We start from the raw sequence: 14,335 nt of genomic DNA on the forward strand, positions 1-14,335 counted from the left end.
CTTGCATGTATTAGGCACGCCGCCAGCGTTCATCCTGAGCCAGGATCAAACTCTCCGAAGAAATGTTTGACTTGCTCATTTAAAAAATAAAAATTAACGTTGACGTTTGTCGCTTTGTTCAGTTTTCAAAGTTCAACCGCCGCTCTTAAGCGACTTTACCATCATAACAAGTTGCAATCTAGTTGTCAACAAGTTTTTTATTTGTTTATCACTTCGATGTTTGCTTTAGCAGTTCATCTTAGCGACATTTAATAATATACCATGCCTTCTTTTATTGTGCAATAGTTTTTCGATATATTTTTAAAAACTATTTTCTTGTACACGAAACGTTAGCCAATTAATAGATACTAGCATATCTAGACCTAAGCTAGCATAATGTCTATTAAATCATTATCCGCCAAGGAGGCGTTCACTTGGATACCTTAATTGCAGCTGCACTCTATTTGTCCTTTTGTATGTCTATTCTCTTAATTTCACTTGCTTATTGGGAATCAATTCAAATGTCTAATAAAGAAGGCAAAGTCAACGGCCTTTCATTTATTTCACTTTCAACATTCAGCATGATTTTTTGTTTGTTTACTTCATATTTTTATACCATTCTTTATTAACATGATGTTACGTTGTCTTCTTATAATAAGGAGACATTTCTTTATTTTATTACAATATTCGCATTCGGTATACTTACTTATTGAAATCAATACGATAAACTCAGCTCCCCCCTTCTTCATACGTGCGATGGACAGTGAAGGAATTTGTCGAATGATTTTTTGGAACACTTTCTTTAAATTTGATAAACTACTTTTAGAAAACGCTTTCATATATACTTTAACATTATTCAAGGAGGAAACCAAATGAAACCATTGCTTGAAGTAACGGTTGGAGAACTTTTAAAAGAAAGTACAAAAAAGTTTGGGCATCAAGAAGCGGTTATCTACTCTGAACAAAATATTCGCTATACGTACGCAGAGTTTTATCAAGAAACCTCTCGAGTTGCAAAGGCACTTCTAGCCACCGGTCTCAAAAAAGGCGATCATATCGCTATCTGGGCTACAAATGTGCCGGAATGGTTACTTCTGCAATTCGCAGCAGCTAGAATAGGCGCTGTTTTGGTTACCCTTAATACAAGCTACCAATCCTCTGAATTAGAGTATGTATTGAGGCATTCTGATACAGCAGCGCTATTTTTCATTGATGAATTTAAAAGCACTTCTTATACGTCTATTATCACCGGTATTGAACATAATCTTCCCAATCTAAAACATCTTATAAACTTAAGTGAATCAAGCGAACATACTTCTTGGAACGAGTTCTTAATGAGTAGCTCAATGGTATCGGATGAGGTGCTCGATAAGTATGAGCAATCCCTACATATCCATGAAGTTATCAATATGCAATATACTTCCGGAACAACAGGTTTTCCAAAAGGAGTTATGCTAAGTCACCATAATATAGTAAATAACGGCTTTTTAGTTGCTCAGTCTATGAAACTGACTAACGAAGACCGCTTATGCATCCCAGTTCCTTTCTTTCATTGTTTTGGATGTGTACTGGGCGTTCTAGCATGCGTATCCGTAGGTGCTACTATGCTACCGATTATTGAATTTCAGCCTTCCTCTGTTTTACGCACCGTAGAGAAAGAAAAATGTACAGCGCTTCACGGTGTACCAACTATGTTTATTGCGGAATTAAATGCACTTGAGTTTAATCAATATGACTTATCTACTCTTCGCACAGGAATCATGGCTGGTTCTAATTGTCCAGCAGAAGTAATGAAACGAGTCATAAATGACATGGGTATCAGCGAAATTACCATCGCCTATGGTCAAACCGAAACATCTCCTGTAATCACCCAAACAACCCCAACTGATTCTATCGAGCGGCGAGTACAAACGGTTGGCAAAGTACATGATCATGTACAGATTCAAATTATTAATCCAATTACAGGTAAACAAGCTTCTTTTGGAGAACAAGGAGAACTTTGTGCAAAAGGATATTTAACAATGAAAGGATATTACAAAATGCCGGAAGAAACAGAAAAAACAATTGTAGAGGGCTGGCTACATACAGGAGATTTAGCTACCATCGATAAAGATGGCTATGTAAAAATTACAGGACGTCTAAAAGATATGATTATTAGAGGTGGAGAAAACATTTACCCAAGAGAAATTGAAGAGTTTTTATATAGATTACCCGAGGTAGAAGATGTGCAAATTGTCGGTATTCCTGATCCAAAGTATGGAGAACGAGTTGCTGCATGCATTAAACTCAAGCAAGATTCTTTTCTTACCGCTCAAGAAATCAAAGACTTTTGCAAAGGTAAGCTTGCTCATTTCAAAATTCCCGAACATATTTATTTTATAGACGACTTTCCCATGACGGCATCCGGCAAGATTCAAAAATATAAATTAAAAGAAACGATCGTAGCGCTTTATAAATAATCAGATTTTTTCGAATTTCACCTGTCATTATGAAGAAAAGTTTACTATACTGATACATATCTGTTTTTCTTCTTTCATACAGATATAAACAACAATGTCTATTGAAATAGGTGAAAATAATGGAAAATGAAATGTTGCTCAAATTAGGTATTTCTGCTGTACTTGGTCTTATTATTGGAATTGAAAGGGAACTAAAACGAAAGCCTGTTGGTTTAAAAACATCTCTCGTAATTTCCATTATTAGCTGTTTACTCACGATTGTTTCGATTGAGTCTTCTCAAATTTTTAATAAAGGTGATCATATCACAATGGACCCGCTTCGTCTGGCTGCTCAAATTGTTTCTGGAATTGGTTTTTTAGGAGCGGGTGTTATTTTACGAAAAGAAAATGACAGCATCTCTGGGCTTACAACAGCCGCTATTATCTGGGGGGCAGCAGGTATAGGTATTGCTGTAGGTGCAGGGTTTTATCCCGAAGCCATTACCGGAGTTGTACTGCTCATCATCAGCGTTGAACTTCTCCCTTTCCTTATTACTATTCTAGGGCCTAGGCAACTGCGCGAGAAAGAGCTTATTCTTCAACTTAAGCTGGCTGATAAGCACAATATTTTTGATACAACTAACAGCATTAGAGAAAAGAATATTACAATAAAAAATATTCGAATCAAAGATTTAGACACCAATGAATTATATATACGTATGAAAGTGTCAGTTAATAATCAGCGTCCTACTACAGAAGTGTATTACGAGATTCAAAAAATCAGCGGTATTCGTAGCATTGAAGTTGAAAATGTATAAATGAAAAACGGCCAATTGGCCGTTTTTTTATTTATATTTTTCAATCTGTTGTAAAAATTCCCTCTGTTTTACTAGAGACAGCCGGTATTGATCATCGATAATTTCTGTTAACAACTCATGTTTACGGCTCTTTGACACATTCAATCTGTGGATAAGAACTCTGCATTCGTACAAAAACTGTGTATACTGTGTGTAACTCTCATCATAATTCGAAGATAATTCTTCTTTTATTCGTTTTGTCAACAAAGGACTAGCGCCATCTGTGGATATTGCTAGCGATAATCTCCCTCTAGAAAACTGTGCAGGAATTTGAATATTTCCATCGGAAAAACTGCTGGCCATATTAACCAACTGATCATTTTTAATATGCTGCTTAACAAACTCGTTCACAGCTTTATCATTTGTAGCTACAACAATAAAAAAAACATTAAGTAAGTCTTCTACTTCTACTTTTTTTATTTTTACACACAGCTGACCTTTAGCTTCCCACTCATTTATTTGAGATGAAACAGTTGGAGCAACCACTGTAATGGCTGCTCCTTCTTGTAAAAAACCTTTAATTCTACGAGTTGCGATTGTTCCGCCTCCAACTACTAAGACCGAACGATCCTTTAAATCAAGCATAACGGTATACATCGTATTGATTTCCTTTGCTCGATAATAACGTTTTTACTTGATGACTTAAAATGCGTGCAAGTCCATCATGATAACCTAGGTAGTTGGCTAAGATAAACTGCTGGTCATCTGTTGATAACTGCTCCAATTCTTCCTTAATTTCGTTCATTAAAATACCGGTAAACAAAAGGTAAGGAAGAACGAATACTTGCTTATACGAAGTTTGTTTCGCAAGGTGCAGGCCTTCTTTTAAATTAGGGGAAGCCGCAGCTAAATAGCATGTGCTCACTTCTTTAAAAGCTCCTTTACCTTTTAGCAGTTGAGCTATTTCATTAAAATCTTTTTTTACAGCAGGATCACTGCTTCCTCTGCCGACCAACAATACCATTGAATCTTCAAGCTTATCCACATTGGTTTCATTGATTCTCTCTACCAAGATATCAACAATTCGTTCGTCCACGCCGAACGGTTCTCCGTACAACACTTCTACCTGGGGATAACGTTCATATACTTTGTGTATTTCTTCAGGTATATCATGTTTTGCATGCGCAGCTGTTAATAACAGAAGAGGCACAATTGCAATACGAGTAGCACCTTGTTCAATACACGCTTCAAATCCTTGTTCAATAGTGGGGGAAGCTAGTTCTAGGAAACAAACTTCTTGAATCGGTACATCTAGATTTTTTTTACATCTTTCAATAAAAGCAACTGCCTGATCAGCGCCTTCTTTTACGCGGCTGCCATGGCAAACATATAAAACTGCATCCATATAATCAACCTCTTTAGTAAGCTTCTTGTGCAAACGAATAGTAATGCTGTCCAGTCTTCTCAAACCAATTTAATCGGTCATGAAAATTCACAACTTCACCAACGATAATCATACTTGGATTTTCAATTTGTTCTTCTTTAACAATATCAACAATTGTACCAAGAGTTCCAGTTACAGTGCGCTGGTCCGTACATGTTCCCCAGTGAATCAATGCAATTGGCGTAGCTGAAGTTTTTCCGTGTTTCATTAATTGTTGGCAAATGTACGGTAAGTTCCGCACCCCCATATAAATTGCAAGAGTATCTACACCTTTGGCTAGGCTATCCCATTTGATTGCATCATGCTCGCTATCTTTACGATGGCCTGCTACAAAAGCAAAGCTTGCGCTGTATTCCCGGTGAGTGACAGGGATTCCTGCATAAGCAGCAGCTGCGATGCCTGATGTAATTCCTGGAACAATTTCAAATGAAATGCCCTGCTGCACGAGAGCTTCTGCTTCTTCCCCTCCGCGTCCGAAAACAAATGGATCTCCGCCTTTTAAGCGCGTTACAATTTTTCCTTTTTTAGCGAATTTCACTAAAAAGTTGTTAATTGTTTCTTGCTTGAGGGTATGATAGTTTGGAAGCTTTCCGCAGTAAATGATATCTGCATCACTTTTAGCATACTCCAGCAGGTCCTTATTCACTAAACGATCATATAAGATAACATCTGCTTGCTGAATTGCTTTCAACCCTTTTAATGTAATTAAATCTGGATCTCCCGGCCCTGCACCGACTAGATATACTTTCCCCATGAATGCCTTTCACCCTTCCATCATTTCCACGTCTCCGCAATGCTCCCAAATTTCAAGTTGAATTAGAACAGCGGACAAAGTCCGCTGTCATTTAGATAAATTTTCGGTTAGCTAAATATTCAATAACAGTTTGTACACATTCTTCTACAGACTGTGTGCTTGTATTAATTGTTAATTCAGGGTTAGCCGGTGACTCATACGGAGAATCAATTCCTGTAAAATCACGAATTTCTCCGCTTCTTGCTTTTTTGTAAAGGCCTTTTGGATCTCTTTTTTCACATTCTTCTAACGGACACTCCACGTATACTTCCAAAAATTCATTCCCCTCTAAGATCTCACGCACTTGAGCGCGGTCCTCTTGGAATGGAGAGATAAATGCTGTTAGTACCACTTGACCGCTGTCTACAAATAGCTTAGAAACCTCACCGATACGGCGAATATTTTCTGTACGATCTTCAGCAGAAAACCCTAGATTCTTATTTAAGCCGAACCGAACATTGTCACCATCTAATACATAGTTGCGAATATTTTTATCAAAAAGCGCTTTTGCCACTGCGTTTGCTACGGTAGATTTACCTGAACCCGAAAGACCTGTAAACCATAATACAAAACTGTGATGATTATTTTGCTCGCGTCTTTCCTCTTTTGTAATTCCAGCATCATGCCACGTAATGTTTGTTGATTTGCTCACTTCAACCGCTCCTTATTTTGAAGATACTTTTTGTTTTGCTAATCCTTTAATTAACACTTCAATTACTTCTTTACGGCTGAATGTGCTTGGTGGCACTTCTCCGTTACGAAGCATTTCACGTACCTTTGTTCCAGATAGAATCATATGATCTTCCTTGCTATGAGGGCACGTTTTCGTTGATGCCATCGCTTCACACTTCTTGCAGTAGAAGCTGTGTTCAAAGAATAAAGGTGTAATTCCTAATTCATCTGCTGTAAAGTTACTGAAGATTTTTTGTGCATCATATGTTCCGTAGTAGTCACCAACACCAGCGTGATCACGACCTACAATGAAATGCGTGCATCCAAAGTTTTTTCGAACCATTGCATGAAAAATCGCTTCTCTAGGTCCAGCATAACGCATCGCGGCAGGGAAAACTGCTAAAGCTACACGATCGCTAGGATAATAGTTCTCTAAAAGTACTTCATAACTTTCCATACGGATATCTGCTGGGATATCATCTGACTTTGTTTCTCCTACAAGAGGATTTAAGAACAGGCCGTCTACAATTTCTAATGCCGTTTTTTGAATATATTCGTGCGCACGGTGAACAGGGTTACGAGTTTGGAATCCAACAACCGTTTTCCAACCGCGTTCTTCAAATGCTGCTCTTGTTTCAGTTGGATCTAGGTAATATTTTTCAAAACGCGTTTTAGGTGTACGTTCTACAAGTACGATTGGACCTGCTACATATACATTTGGGCGTTCCATCATTTTCTTCACACCAGGGTGGGCAAGTTCTGCTGTGCGGTACACATTTTCCGCTTCTTTTTCTTTATTTGGCGTATATACCTCAGAAACTTCTAGAACACCATATGTCACACCGCTTTGAACTAGTTTTACTTTGTCGCCAATGTTTAATTCTTTAGCTTGCTCTTCTGTTACGGGAAGAGTAATAGGAATACTCCATACAGTTCCATCTGCTAGACGCATATTTTCAACAACTGATTGATAATCTTTTTCTCCTAAAAACCCTGTAATTGGGCTGTAAGCACCAATTCCAATTAGTTCTAAATCACTTAGAGCCATGTTGTCTACTTCAATTTCTTTTGTTAGTGAAGTGTAGTCATATGTTGGTTGATATAAATTAATTAATTCTCCACCGTGTGCTTGAATTGTTGTCATTTTGTAAAATCCTCCTTAAGTAATTAACACAATATAATAAAAAGCAATTGAATCACGCAGTCATTTTTTCTTTTTCCGACTGCAAGCTTGCTCTTTTTCTTCTAGTCGTTCTAGCTAAGCTTAGAACACCTGCTGTGGCAATGCAGCCACTAGCTAGCACCACAAATGAATATAAGTCGCTTTCAAGTACTAATTTCACAAGAACATATGAGATTACGAGTGAAAATACAGGGGATACCACCCAAACCTTTAACATTTGAATGACCACTTCGCGCTGTTCTTTCGTAAATCCCGTTTTCGCTGCGCCTATCCCAATAATAGAAGACGTAGTGACCTGTGTAAGCGGTACTGGCAAACCAAACAGTGAAGCTGCTGTAACAAGAGAAGCACCAGTACCTGAAATAATGCAGCCTTCCCCTACAGAATAGCGAGTAATTTTTTTTCCGTTTGTTTCAATAACTCGGCCTCCTAGTAAAAGAGCTCCGAGTGCCACCGCCAATCCTCCTGCTATGACACCCGTTGTAGCATCCATTAACCCAGCTCCTACTAGAGGACCGACAGCATTTGCCACATTATTCATTCCAGCTGAGAAGGCTTCAAAGAATCCCGTCGCTATAACTAAAATCGTTAAAACTCTTTTCCACTTTCCCTCTGCTTCTTTTTTATGCGCTCTGCGTTTTATCACTTTCCCAATCAAAAAAGCAATGACAAATGAAACTAGCGGAACAATAATCCAAAAAGACATGACAATTAAAAGTTTTTCTACATACAGAGATTGATAAGCTACTCCTACTCCAACAACTGAGCCAACTGTTACTTCACTTGTTGATAGAGGGATACCAATCAAATTCGCGAAAAAGAGTGACAGCGTTGCAGCAGCCAGAATGATAATAACTAATTCTACTGACAGCAGTTTTTCAGGTATGATACCTGAACTGATGGTTTTTACCACCTCACCGCCTCCGGTAACAGCTCCGAGCACAATTCCTACAGCACAGATGAACAGGGCCACTCTTCGCTTTTTAATTGCACCGGAGCCGTATGAAACGCCCATAGCAGCTGCTGCACCGCTTGCCCCAATATTCATTGCAAAAAAAAGCGCAATGATAAAGGCAACATATAAAAGCATCATTTATTCAGCTCTTTCGTATTTAAGATTCGTGTAATCCGCACTCAACTTTTTGTGTACCTGCCCATCTTCCTGAACGTAAATCGTCTACATTATAGGCAGGTGCGGTACAGGGCTCACAGCCGATACTTGGGTAGCCTTGATCATGAAGTTTGTTGTACGGCAAATCATGCTTATACACATAGCGCCAAATTTCTTTCCATGACCAATGAATTAACGGACAAACTTTCACCTTCTTGAATTTCTCATCTTTATTAAAATAATTCGTGTTGGCACGAGACTCAGACTGCTCGCGTCTCAAACCAGAAATCCACGCATCATAAGGAGCAAGGGATTCTCTTAGCGGAATGATTTTTCGAATTTGACAGCATAAGTTAGGCTGACTCTTCCAAAGCTCATCTCCATGTTTTTCAGCTTGTTCTGCAAGAGTTAAATCCGGCTTTTTCATATGAATACGTAAATCAGGGAAGCGTTCTTTAATTGCATCAATCACTTCATATGTTTCTTTAAAATGAACACCTGTATCTAAAAAGACAATTTCAGCGTCTTTTTTCACTTTTGAAATTAAATCAATTAACACGATTCCTTCGATCCCAAAGCTTGACGCATAAATAATTGAATCTCCGTAGGTATCATACGCCCACTGCAATGCTGAAAGGGCTCCTTTTGTTTCATCTTTACTGTCGAACTCTGGAAATGTATCGCTCCAGTTTTCGTACGTATATAAGTCTGCCATTTTCTCCACTCCAATTCTTAGTTATCCGCGTTATCCAATAAAAAAAGACGGTTTTACCCACTAGAATTGGATAAAACCGCCTCTAGTGTGTCTAGTCAGCGAAACTATTTAATTCTTACTTTACTTCGGCGTGTTCAAAAATTTGTTTTAAGTCGGGGTTTACAGTCATTGGTTTCCCTTCTCAAATTATCGCTTGCGCTATATCAAAATAAAAAGTCTTCCGTATTGAAAGACTGGGTAGGCAATAAATTTTCACCTTATCTTTCAAAATGATACACACTTTGCTGGAATTAGCACCTTGCTAAGCAGGTTGCCGGGGTTCAGCGGGCCAGATCCCTCCACCACTCTTGATAAGCATTTTTTAAAAATTTTAGCATATTTAGAATATTTGTCAACATTAAAAATCATATATCCGATAAGAAAACTATACTTTAAATTCACAGAAATATCTATACTTTTATTTAAAACAACATATGTAAATTTGACCCAAATGTGAACATATCAGTTTATAAAACGCTTTCTTTTTTCTCCAACTTTTGATGTTCTCTTGCTAAATAAAACGCAAAATCTCTCTATAAAATTAATAGCGGATTTATAAGCTTTACGGATAATTCACCCACATTAGCACACATTACAGATAACACTGACTGACAGATAGGAGCTATATAAGATGGAGAGACAACCCTTTCAATTAGACGATACAATTAAAAATAATGTACGAACATATTTACAGCAGATTTCAACTGAAGCCTCTAATTTAATTAAACATTTAGACACGAGTGATCATTGTATCCTATGTGATTTTGAGGAGATGAGAAGGTTATTTCAAGATGTTCAAGCTACGGCCGCCTCTTATTACTTGCGTCATTACTTATCGCCTTATACATTTGAATACGCTGCTCTGTCCCTAGCTATTCATAACCTCTCTGAGAAACGTCACGGCGCTTTAATTGTCATTGAACGGGAACAAAATGTTGATCCTCTTATTCAAAAAGGAATGCCTATTCAAGCTCCTGTCAGCGCTACGCTAGTTGAGACACTGTTCTATCCAGGGACACCCTTACATGACGGAGCTGTCCTAATTAGAAATAATCAGCTTATTTCGGCTGCTAATGTTTTACCTCTCTCGTCTATTATTTCAACGAACAAAAAATTGGGAACACGTCACCGTGCAGCCATTGGAATGTCAGAAAAATCGGATGCATTAATTTTAGTTGTATCTGAAGAAACAGGCAAAATTTCGTTTGCGCTTGATGGAAGCCTCTACCCTATTCACTCCAGCAAAAATATGATTTAAGAGCCCTTTCCTAATAAGCAGCCCTATCTTGACTTCTATATCCTTTCTCTTTAATATATTTCATAGTTTTTACATACTATAGATACGGGTGATGCATATGGCAATTTTAAAATTTGAACATGTAGGCGTTCAAGTAAAGGATATAGAAAAATCTATTGAGTTCTATACACAAAAGGTGGGATTAGAGCTCATCGAAACACTACCACATACCGATCCGTCTTTGAAGCTAGCTTTTCTAGGTTTAGAAGGCAATGTAATCGTAGAGTTAATTCAAGGGTATAACTCAAGCTTACCTAATGAAGGTAAAGTTCATCATTTTGCGCTGGCAGTAGATGGAATTGAAGAGGAGTTTGAGCGTTTAAAATCAGCAGGCGTTTCATTTGTGGAAGAAAACATTGTAACTTTGCCAAATGGAGCAAGATACTTATTTTTCTATGGTCCAGACAAAGAATGGATTGAATATTACGAAGTAAAAAGATAAAGATATCTTATACCTTCAGTGAAAAATGGTCATACTGTGGCTATGACTAATCACTGGAGGTATTTTTATGATGGAATGGCTATTATTTCGACTTTTTCGTCGTTCTATTTTAGTGCGGCTTCTTTTTATTATCGGCTGCCTTGTTTTACTTTTCGGCATGCTTATACATTTCCTAGAGCCGCAAACGTTTGGGAATGTGTTTGAAGGAATTTGGTGGGTTATTATTACAATCTCTACTATAGGGTACGGTGATTTTGCTCCCACCACTACGATTGGAAGGTTAGCTGCAATTATTTTAGTCCTCATTGGAACGGGATTTATTACTACTTATTTTGTCACGCTTTCTAAAATTGCTGTTTCCGCTGAGAGCGCTTATCTGGAAGGAAATTTAAAGTTTTATGGAAAAGATCACTTCATCGTTGTGGGGTGGAATGAGCGCGCCAAACTCGTGTTAGAGTCTTATCGCGACGCATTTCATAAAGAAGACATTGTTCTTATCGACGACTCTTTGACTAAAAACCCCATGATCTGTGATCGCGTTCATTTTATTAAAGGAAGTCCCTCTCACTATGAGGTATTAGAACTTGCTAATGCTCGGTACGCAAAAAAAGTGCTGATTACTGCGGATCAGCATAAGACAGAAGAATATGCAGACATGAATACTATTGTTACGCTAGTCGCTCTGCAAGGACTGAACCCTTCTATTTACAGCATCGTTGAACTGTTAACAAAAAAGCATATTCAAAATGCGCAAAATTTGGGGGTAAATGAAATGATTAAAACAAACGAGTTGATTAGTCAGGTCATGTACGAACATATTTTTGTAAAAAAATTAGAGAGTTTAAGAAAAGAATAGTCCCTTCAATTACCGAAGCAGCGCCTCTTCTGCCTCTCTAATTAGCTCTTCTCCTAAGCTGATATACTTTTCTGGAAATGAAGCGTCTGCGTCTTGGGGTTCTGCAAACTGATTAAATGAAGCACCCACGTTTCCATTGTGAACATTGTCATCTAGGCCAATTTGATACTTATGTGAAAGTAAAAATGGCGTACCAATCTGTACGGTTGTTCCTTTAGAATCCAGTTCTCCATTCGTAGCTGTAAACGGGATACGTAAAAACTGATAGCCGACTTCATCGTTCATCTTATAGTCGAATGAACCATGATCATAATCCCAATTTCCTCCAATGTTATACCCAAGCGGCTTAAGCGTTTTTTCTAATTCATAAAGCTTGAATAATGTGCCGTCTAATCTTGAAGATAATTCAATCATCTTATCCCTCCTCTGTTTTAACATGTCCTTTTTCCAGCTTTTTATCCTTTATCTCAAAAGCAAAAAAGTTCACCTTCTAACAAGAAGGTGAACTTTTTATTTATTTCAAACGCTTTTCTAATTCTGCTTTTTTCTCTTCAAAACCAGGTTTTCCAAGAAGAGCAAACATATTTACTTTATATGCTTCTACTCCAGGCTGATCGAACGGATTTACTCCTAGTAAATAGCCGCTGATTGCGCATGCTTTTTCGAAGAAGTATACAACATATCCAAACGTATACTCATCTAGCGCCGGAATGTTTACAACTAAGTTTGGAACGCCTCCGTCTGTGTGAGCAAGCATTGTACCTTGGAACGCTTTTTTATTTACAAAGTCAACTGTTTCCCCAGCTAAGTAATTTAGTCCATCTAAGTCCGCTGCATCTTCTTCAATTGTTAGCTCATGACGAGAATCTTGAACTTGTACAATTGTTTCAAAAATATCACGACGACCTTCTTGTACATATTGACCTAAAGAATGAAGATCCGTTGAGAAGTTAGCAGATGAAGGGTAAATACCTTTTTGGTCTTTTCCTTCACTTTCACCAAATAACTGTTTCCACCACTCAGCAAAGTATTGAAGAGCTGGCTCATAGTTAATCAGCATTTCAATTGTTTTTCCTTTATTATAAAGAACATTACGAGCTACAGCATATTGATAAGCTGCGTTTTCTTCTAGCTCTGATGATGAAAATGCTTCTTGAGCATCAGCTGCCCCTTTCATCATTTGTTCGATATCAAGACCTGCAGCGGCAATTGGCAATAAGCCAACTGCTGTTAATACTGAATAACGGCCGCCTACATCATCTGGAATAACAAATGTTTCATAGCCTTCTTCGTCCGCTAATGTTTTTAATGCGCCGCGCGCTTTATCTGTTGTTGCATAAATACGCTTGCGTGCTTCTTCTTTGCCGTATTTCTCTTCTAATAATTTACGGAAGATACGGAAAGCAATCGCCGGTTCTGTTGTTGTACCAGATTTTGAAATAACATTAATAGAGAAATCTTTATCTTGTAAAACATCCATTAAGTCTTTCATGTATGTTGAGCTGATGTTGTTACCAGCAAAAATAACTTGCGGAGTTTTACGCTGTTCTTTTGATAATGTGTTATAGAATGAATGCTGAAGCATTTCAATAGCAGCACGAGCACCTAAGTAAGATCCTCCAATACCAATAACAATTAATACATCTGAATCAGATTTAATTTTTTCTGCACTTTTTTGAATGCGTGCAAATTCTTCTTTGTCATACTCCGTAGGAAGGTCTACCCATCCTAAAAAGTCGTTCCCAGCACCTGTTTTTTCATGAATTGAATGGTGAGCTACTTTCACGGCATCACGTAAGTATGTAAGTTCATGTTCACCAAAAAATGATAACGCGTTTGAATAATCAAAACGAACATGTGTCATAGTCTGTTCCTCCATTAAAATATCTTTATTTTCCACTTTATCGAAACTGTTAGCTGAATTCAAGTGAATCCACTTACAATTTGACACAATCATTATAGTTTGTTGAAACTGCAATCATTGTATGTACCCTTTTATTTAACGATAAATTCCGTTATGAAGTCAACTAATGTTCTTTGATTACAGAACGGAATTCATGCACGATGACGCAAATAATAAGCAAATAAAAAACGACTAAAGAGTGGTCTTCAATCGTTTTTTATTTGCTTACCGGATGGTGCAATATAGTTCATTTCACCTATCTTTACATATTGTCTCGGTTTATAAGAGGCTTTTAACAGGGAAGAGTCTATTGATATGGAATTTTCAGCTTCACTTTTAGAAGTGATTAGCATCCTGTTTTCTTCTTTCATTTCCAAGTGATTATTTAGCACAAATCCACTCATACATAGTGCGGTAAAAATGAGAAAACTGATGGCTATTTGTTTCCTATACATTTCCATCACCTCACTCTTAGAGTGACAATTTCGCATGATTTTTATACGTCGAAAAAAATTTTTTTATGTTTTTTTTATGGATTTTGTGACGAGTTTCTATTTATTTAATAAGCCTTGAAAATTCTGCTGATACTAAGAATTAGCATGGATGCATGCATAATTAAATTATTATATAATCGGTTACAGAATTGAATATCACAAGGAGGTTTGT

16 protein-coding genes, 1 rRNA gene and 1 riboswitch are annotated in these 14,335 nt (G+C 37.5%); of the genes, 6 read left to right on the plus strand and 11 right to left on the minus strand.

The annotated features are described in order from the left end of the window. Positions 1-61 (minus strand): 16S ribosomal RNA (locus ACRPLY_RS19390); the annotation flags it as partial. 352 nt (positions 62-413) lie between these two features. Here ACRPLY_RS19390 and ACRPLY_RS19395 point away from each other — a divergent pair. The 3 genes from ACRPLY_RS19395 (at position 414) to ACRPLY_RS19405 (ending at position 3,235) form a co-directional block, all read left to right on the plus strand. After that, a complete protein-coding gene (locus ACRPLY_RS19395; RefSeq protein ID WP_013059575.1) occupies positions 414-608 on the plus strand; it encodes a hypothetical protein in 195 nt (64 codons plus the stop codon). A gap of 243 nt (positions 609-851) precedes the next feature. Further along, on the plus strand, positions 852-2,438 hold the full coding sequence (locus ACRPLY_RS19400) for an AMP-binding protein (RefSeq protein WP_033580479.1): 1,587 nt from the start codon (positions 852-854) through the stop codon (positions 2,436-2,438). 119 nt (positions 2,439-2,557) lie between these two features. Continuing rightward, complete coding sequence (locus tag ACRPLY_RS19405; RefSeq protein ID WP_013059577.1) at positions 2,558-3,235, plus strand: MgtC/SapB family protein; 678 nt, start codon at positions 2,558-2,560, stop codon at positions 3,233-3,235. 27 nt (positions 3,236-3,262) lie between these two features. Here ACRPLY_RS19405 and ACRPLY_RS19410 read toward each other — a convergent pair whose 3' ends face one another. From ACRPLY_RS19410 to ACRPLY_RS19440, 7 genes are all read right to left on the minus strand, one after another. Further along, on the minus strand, positions 3,263-3,871 hold the full coding sequence (locus ACRPLY_RS19410; protein ID WP_226556337.1) for an NAD(P)-binding protein: 609 nt from the start codon (positions 3,869-3,871) through the stop codon (positions 3,263-3,265). After that, positions 3,852-4,619: a sirohydrochlorin chelatase gene (locus ACRPLY_RS19415; protein WP_325077781.1), complete on the minus strand. Its 768-nt coding sequence runs from the start codon at positions 4,617-4,619 to the stop codon at positions 3,852-3,854. The genes ACRPLY_RS19410 and ACRPLY_RS19415 overlap by 20 nt, the downstream gene beginning before the upstream one ends. A gap of 13 nt (positions 4,620-4,632) precedes the next feature. Then, the gene (gene cobA / locus ACRPLY_RS19420; RefSeq protein ID WP_014457933.1) at positions 4,633-5,412 is read right to left on the minus strand and encodes a uroporphyrinogen-III C-methyltransferase; all 780 of its coding nucleotides are present in this window, start codon (positions 5,410-5,412) and stop codon (positions 4,633-4,635) included. A gap of 91 nt (positions 5,413-5,503) precedes the next feature. Then, entirely contained in the window at positions 5,504-6,103 is a 600-nt protein-coding gene (gene cysC / locus ACRPLY_RS19425) for an adenylyl-sulfate kinase (RefSeq protein WP_014457932.1), read from the minus strand. Positions 6,104-6,115: 12 nt separating this feature from the next. Then, a complete protein-coding gene (gene sat, locus ACRPLY_RS19430; RefSeq protein WP_014457931.1) occupies positions 6,116-7,267 on the minus strand; it encodes a sulfate adenylyltransferase in 1,152 nt (383 codons plus the stop codon). Between the two features lie 52 nt (positions 7,268-7,319). Further along, on the minus strand, positions 7,320-8,399 hold the full coding sequence (locus tag ACRPLY_RS19435) for an inorganic phosphate transporter (protein ID WP_028412603.1): 1,080 nt from the start codon (positions 8,397-8,399) through the stop codon (positions 7,320-7,322). 19 nt (positions 8,400-8,418) lie between these two features. Then, complete coding sequence (locus tag ACRPLY_RS19440) at positions 8,419-9,132, minus strand: phosphoadenylyl-sulfate reductase (protein WP_028412604.1); 714 nt, start codon at positions 9,130-9,132, stop codon at positions 8,419-8,421. A gap of 254 nt (positions 9,133-9,386) precedes the next feature. Further along, positions 9,387-9,489, minus strand: a riboswitch (SAM riboswitch). Between the two features lie 313 nt (positions 9,490-9,802). On the opposite strand from ACRPLY_RS19440, the gene cdaS reads away from it, so the two are divergent. From cdaS to ACRPLY_RS19455, 3 genes are all read left to right on the plus strand, one after another. Further along, on the plus strand, positions 9,803-10,429 hold the full coding sequence (gene cdaS / locus ACRPLY_RS19445) for a sporulation-specific diadenylate cyclase CdaS (RefSeq protein ID WP_028412605.1): 627 nt from the start codon (positions 9,803-9,805) through the stop codon (positions 10,427-10,429). Between the two features lie 97 nt (positions 10,430-10,526). After that, positions 10,527-10,910, plus strand: coding sequence for a VOC family protein (locus ACRPLY_RS19450; RefSeq protein WP_014457927.1), 384 nt, complete (start codon positions 10,527-10,529; stop codon positions 10,908-10,910). 67 nt (positions 10,911-10,977) lie between these two features. Continuing rightward, entirely contained in the window at positions 10,978-11,766 is a 789-nt protein-coding gene (locus ACRPLY_RS19455; RefSeq protein WP_014457926.1) for a potassium channel family protein, read from the plus strand. Positions 11,767-11,775: 9 nt separating this feature from the next. Here ACRPLY_RS19455 and ACRPLY_RS19460 read toward each other — a convergent pair whose 3' ends face one another. The 3 genes from ACRPLY_RS19460 to ACRPLY_RS19470 all read right to left on the minus strand — a co-directional run bounded on the left by ACRPLY_RS19460 (position 11,776) and on the right by ACRPLY_RS19470 (position 14,124). Beyond that, positions 11,776-12,180, minus strand: a complete 405-nt coding sequence (locus ACRPLY_RS19460; RefSeq protein WP_014457925.1) for a YugN-like family protein — start codon at positions 12,178-12,180, stop codon at positions 11,776-11,778. A 100-nt stretch (positions 12,181-12,280) separates the two neighbouring features. Then, positions 12,281-13,630: a glucose-6-phosphate isomerase gene (locus ACRPLY_RS19465; RefSeq protein WP_028412606.1), complete on the minus strand. Its 1,350-nt coding sequence runs from the start codon at positions 13,628-13,630 to the stop codon at positions 12,281-12,283. Positions 13,631-13,875: 245 nt separating this feature from the next. Next, positions 13,876-14,124, minus strand: coding sequence for a hypothetical protein (locus tag ACRPLY_RS19470; protein ID WP_014457923.1), 249 nt, complete (start codon positions 14,122-14,124; stop codon positions 13,876-13,878). Positions 14,125-14,335: the final 211 nt, after the last annotated feature.

The organism is Priestia sp. TGN 0903, from assembly GCF_050846855.1.
GTDB lineage: Bacteria > Bacillota > Bacilli > Bacillales > Bacillaceae_H > Priestia > Priestia zanthoxyli.

Bases quoted from the DNA above. Each gene is read 5' to 3' on its own strand.
- ACRPLY_RS19405 (WP_013059577.1), top strand. From the start codon at position 2,558: ATGGAAAATGAAATGTTGCTCAAATTAGGTATTTCTGCTGTACTTGGT.
- ACRPLY_RS19460 (WP_014457925.1), bottom strand. From the start codon at position 12,180: ATGATTGAATTATCTTCAAGATTAGACGGCACATTATTCAAGCTTTAT.
- ACRPLY_RS19410 (WP_226556337.1), bottom strand. From the start codon at position 3,871: ATGTATACCGTTATGCTTGATTTAAAGGATCGTTCGGTCTTAGTAGTT.
- ACRPLY_RS19470 (WP_014457923.1), bottom strand. From the start codon at position 14,124: ATGTATAGGAAACAAATAGCCATCAGTTTTCTCATTTTTACCGCACTA.
- ACRPLY_RS19415 (WP_325077781.1), bottom strand. From the start codon at position 4,619: ATGGATGCAGTTTTATATGTTTGCCATGGCAGCCGCGTAAAAGAAGGC.
- ACRPLY_RS19450 (WP_014457927.1), top strand. From the start codon at position 10,527: ATGGCAATTTTAAAATTTGAACATGTAGGCGTTCAAGTAAAGGATATA.
- ACRPLY_RS19455 (WP_014457926.1), top strand. From the start codon at position 10,978: ATGATGGAATGGCTATTATTTCGACTTTTTCGTCGTTCTATTTTAGTG.
- ACRPLY_RS19435 (WP_028412603.1), bottom strand. From the start codon at position 8,399: ATGATGCTTTTATATGTTGCCTTTATCATTGCGCTTTTTTTTGCAATG.
- cdaS (WP_028412605.1), top strand. From the start codon at position 9,803: ATGGAGAGACAACCCTTTCAATTAGACGATACAATTAAAAATAATGTA.
- sat (WP_014457931.1), bottom strand. From the start codon at position 7,267: ATGACAACAATTCAAGCACACGGTGGAGAATTAATTAATTTATATCAA.
- ACRPLY_RS19440 (WP_028412604.1), bottom strand. From the start codon at position 9,132: ATGGCAGACTTATATACGTACGAAAACTGGAGCGATACATTTCCAGAG.
- ACRPLY_RS19400 (WP_033580479.1), top strand. From the start codon at position 852: ATGAAACCATTGCTTGAAGTAACGGTTGGAGAACTTTTAAAAGAAAGT.
- ACRPLY_RS19465 (WP_028412606.1), bottom strand. From the start codon at position 13,630: ATGACACATGTTCGTTTTGATTATTCAAACGCGTTATCATTTTTTGGT.
- cobA (WP_014457933.1), bottom strand. From the start codon at position 5,412: ATGGGGAAAGTATATCTAGTCGGTGCAGGGCCGGGAGATCCAGATTTA.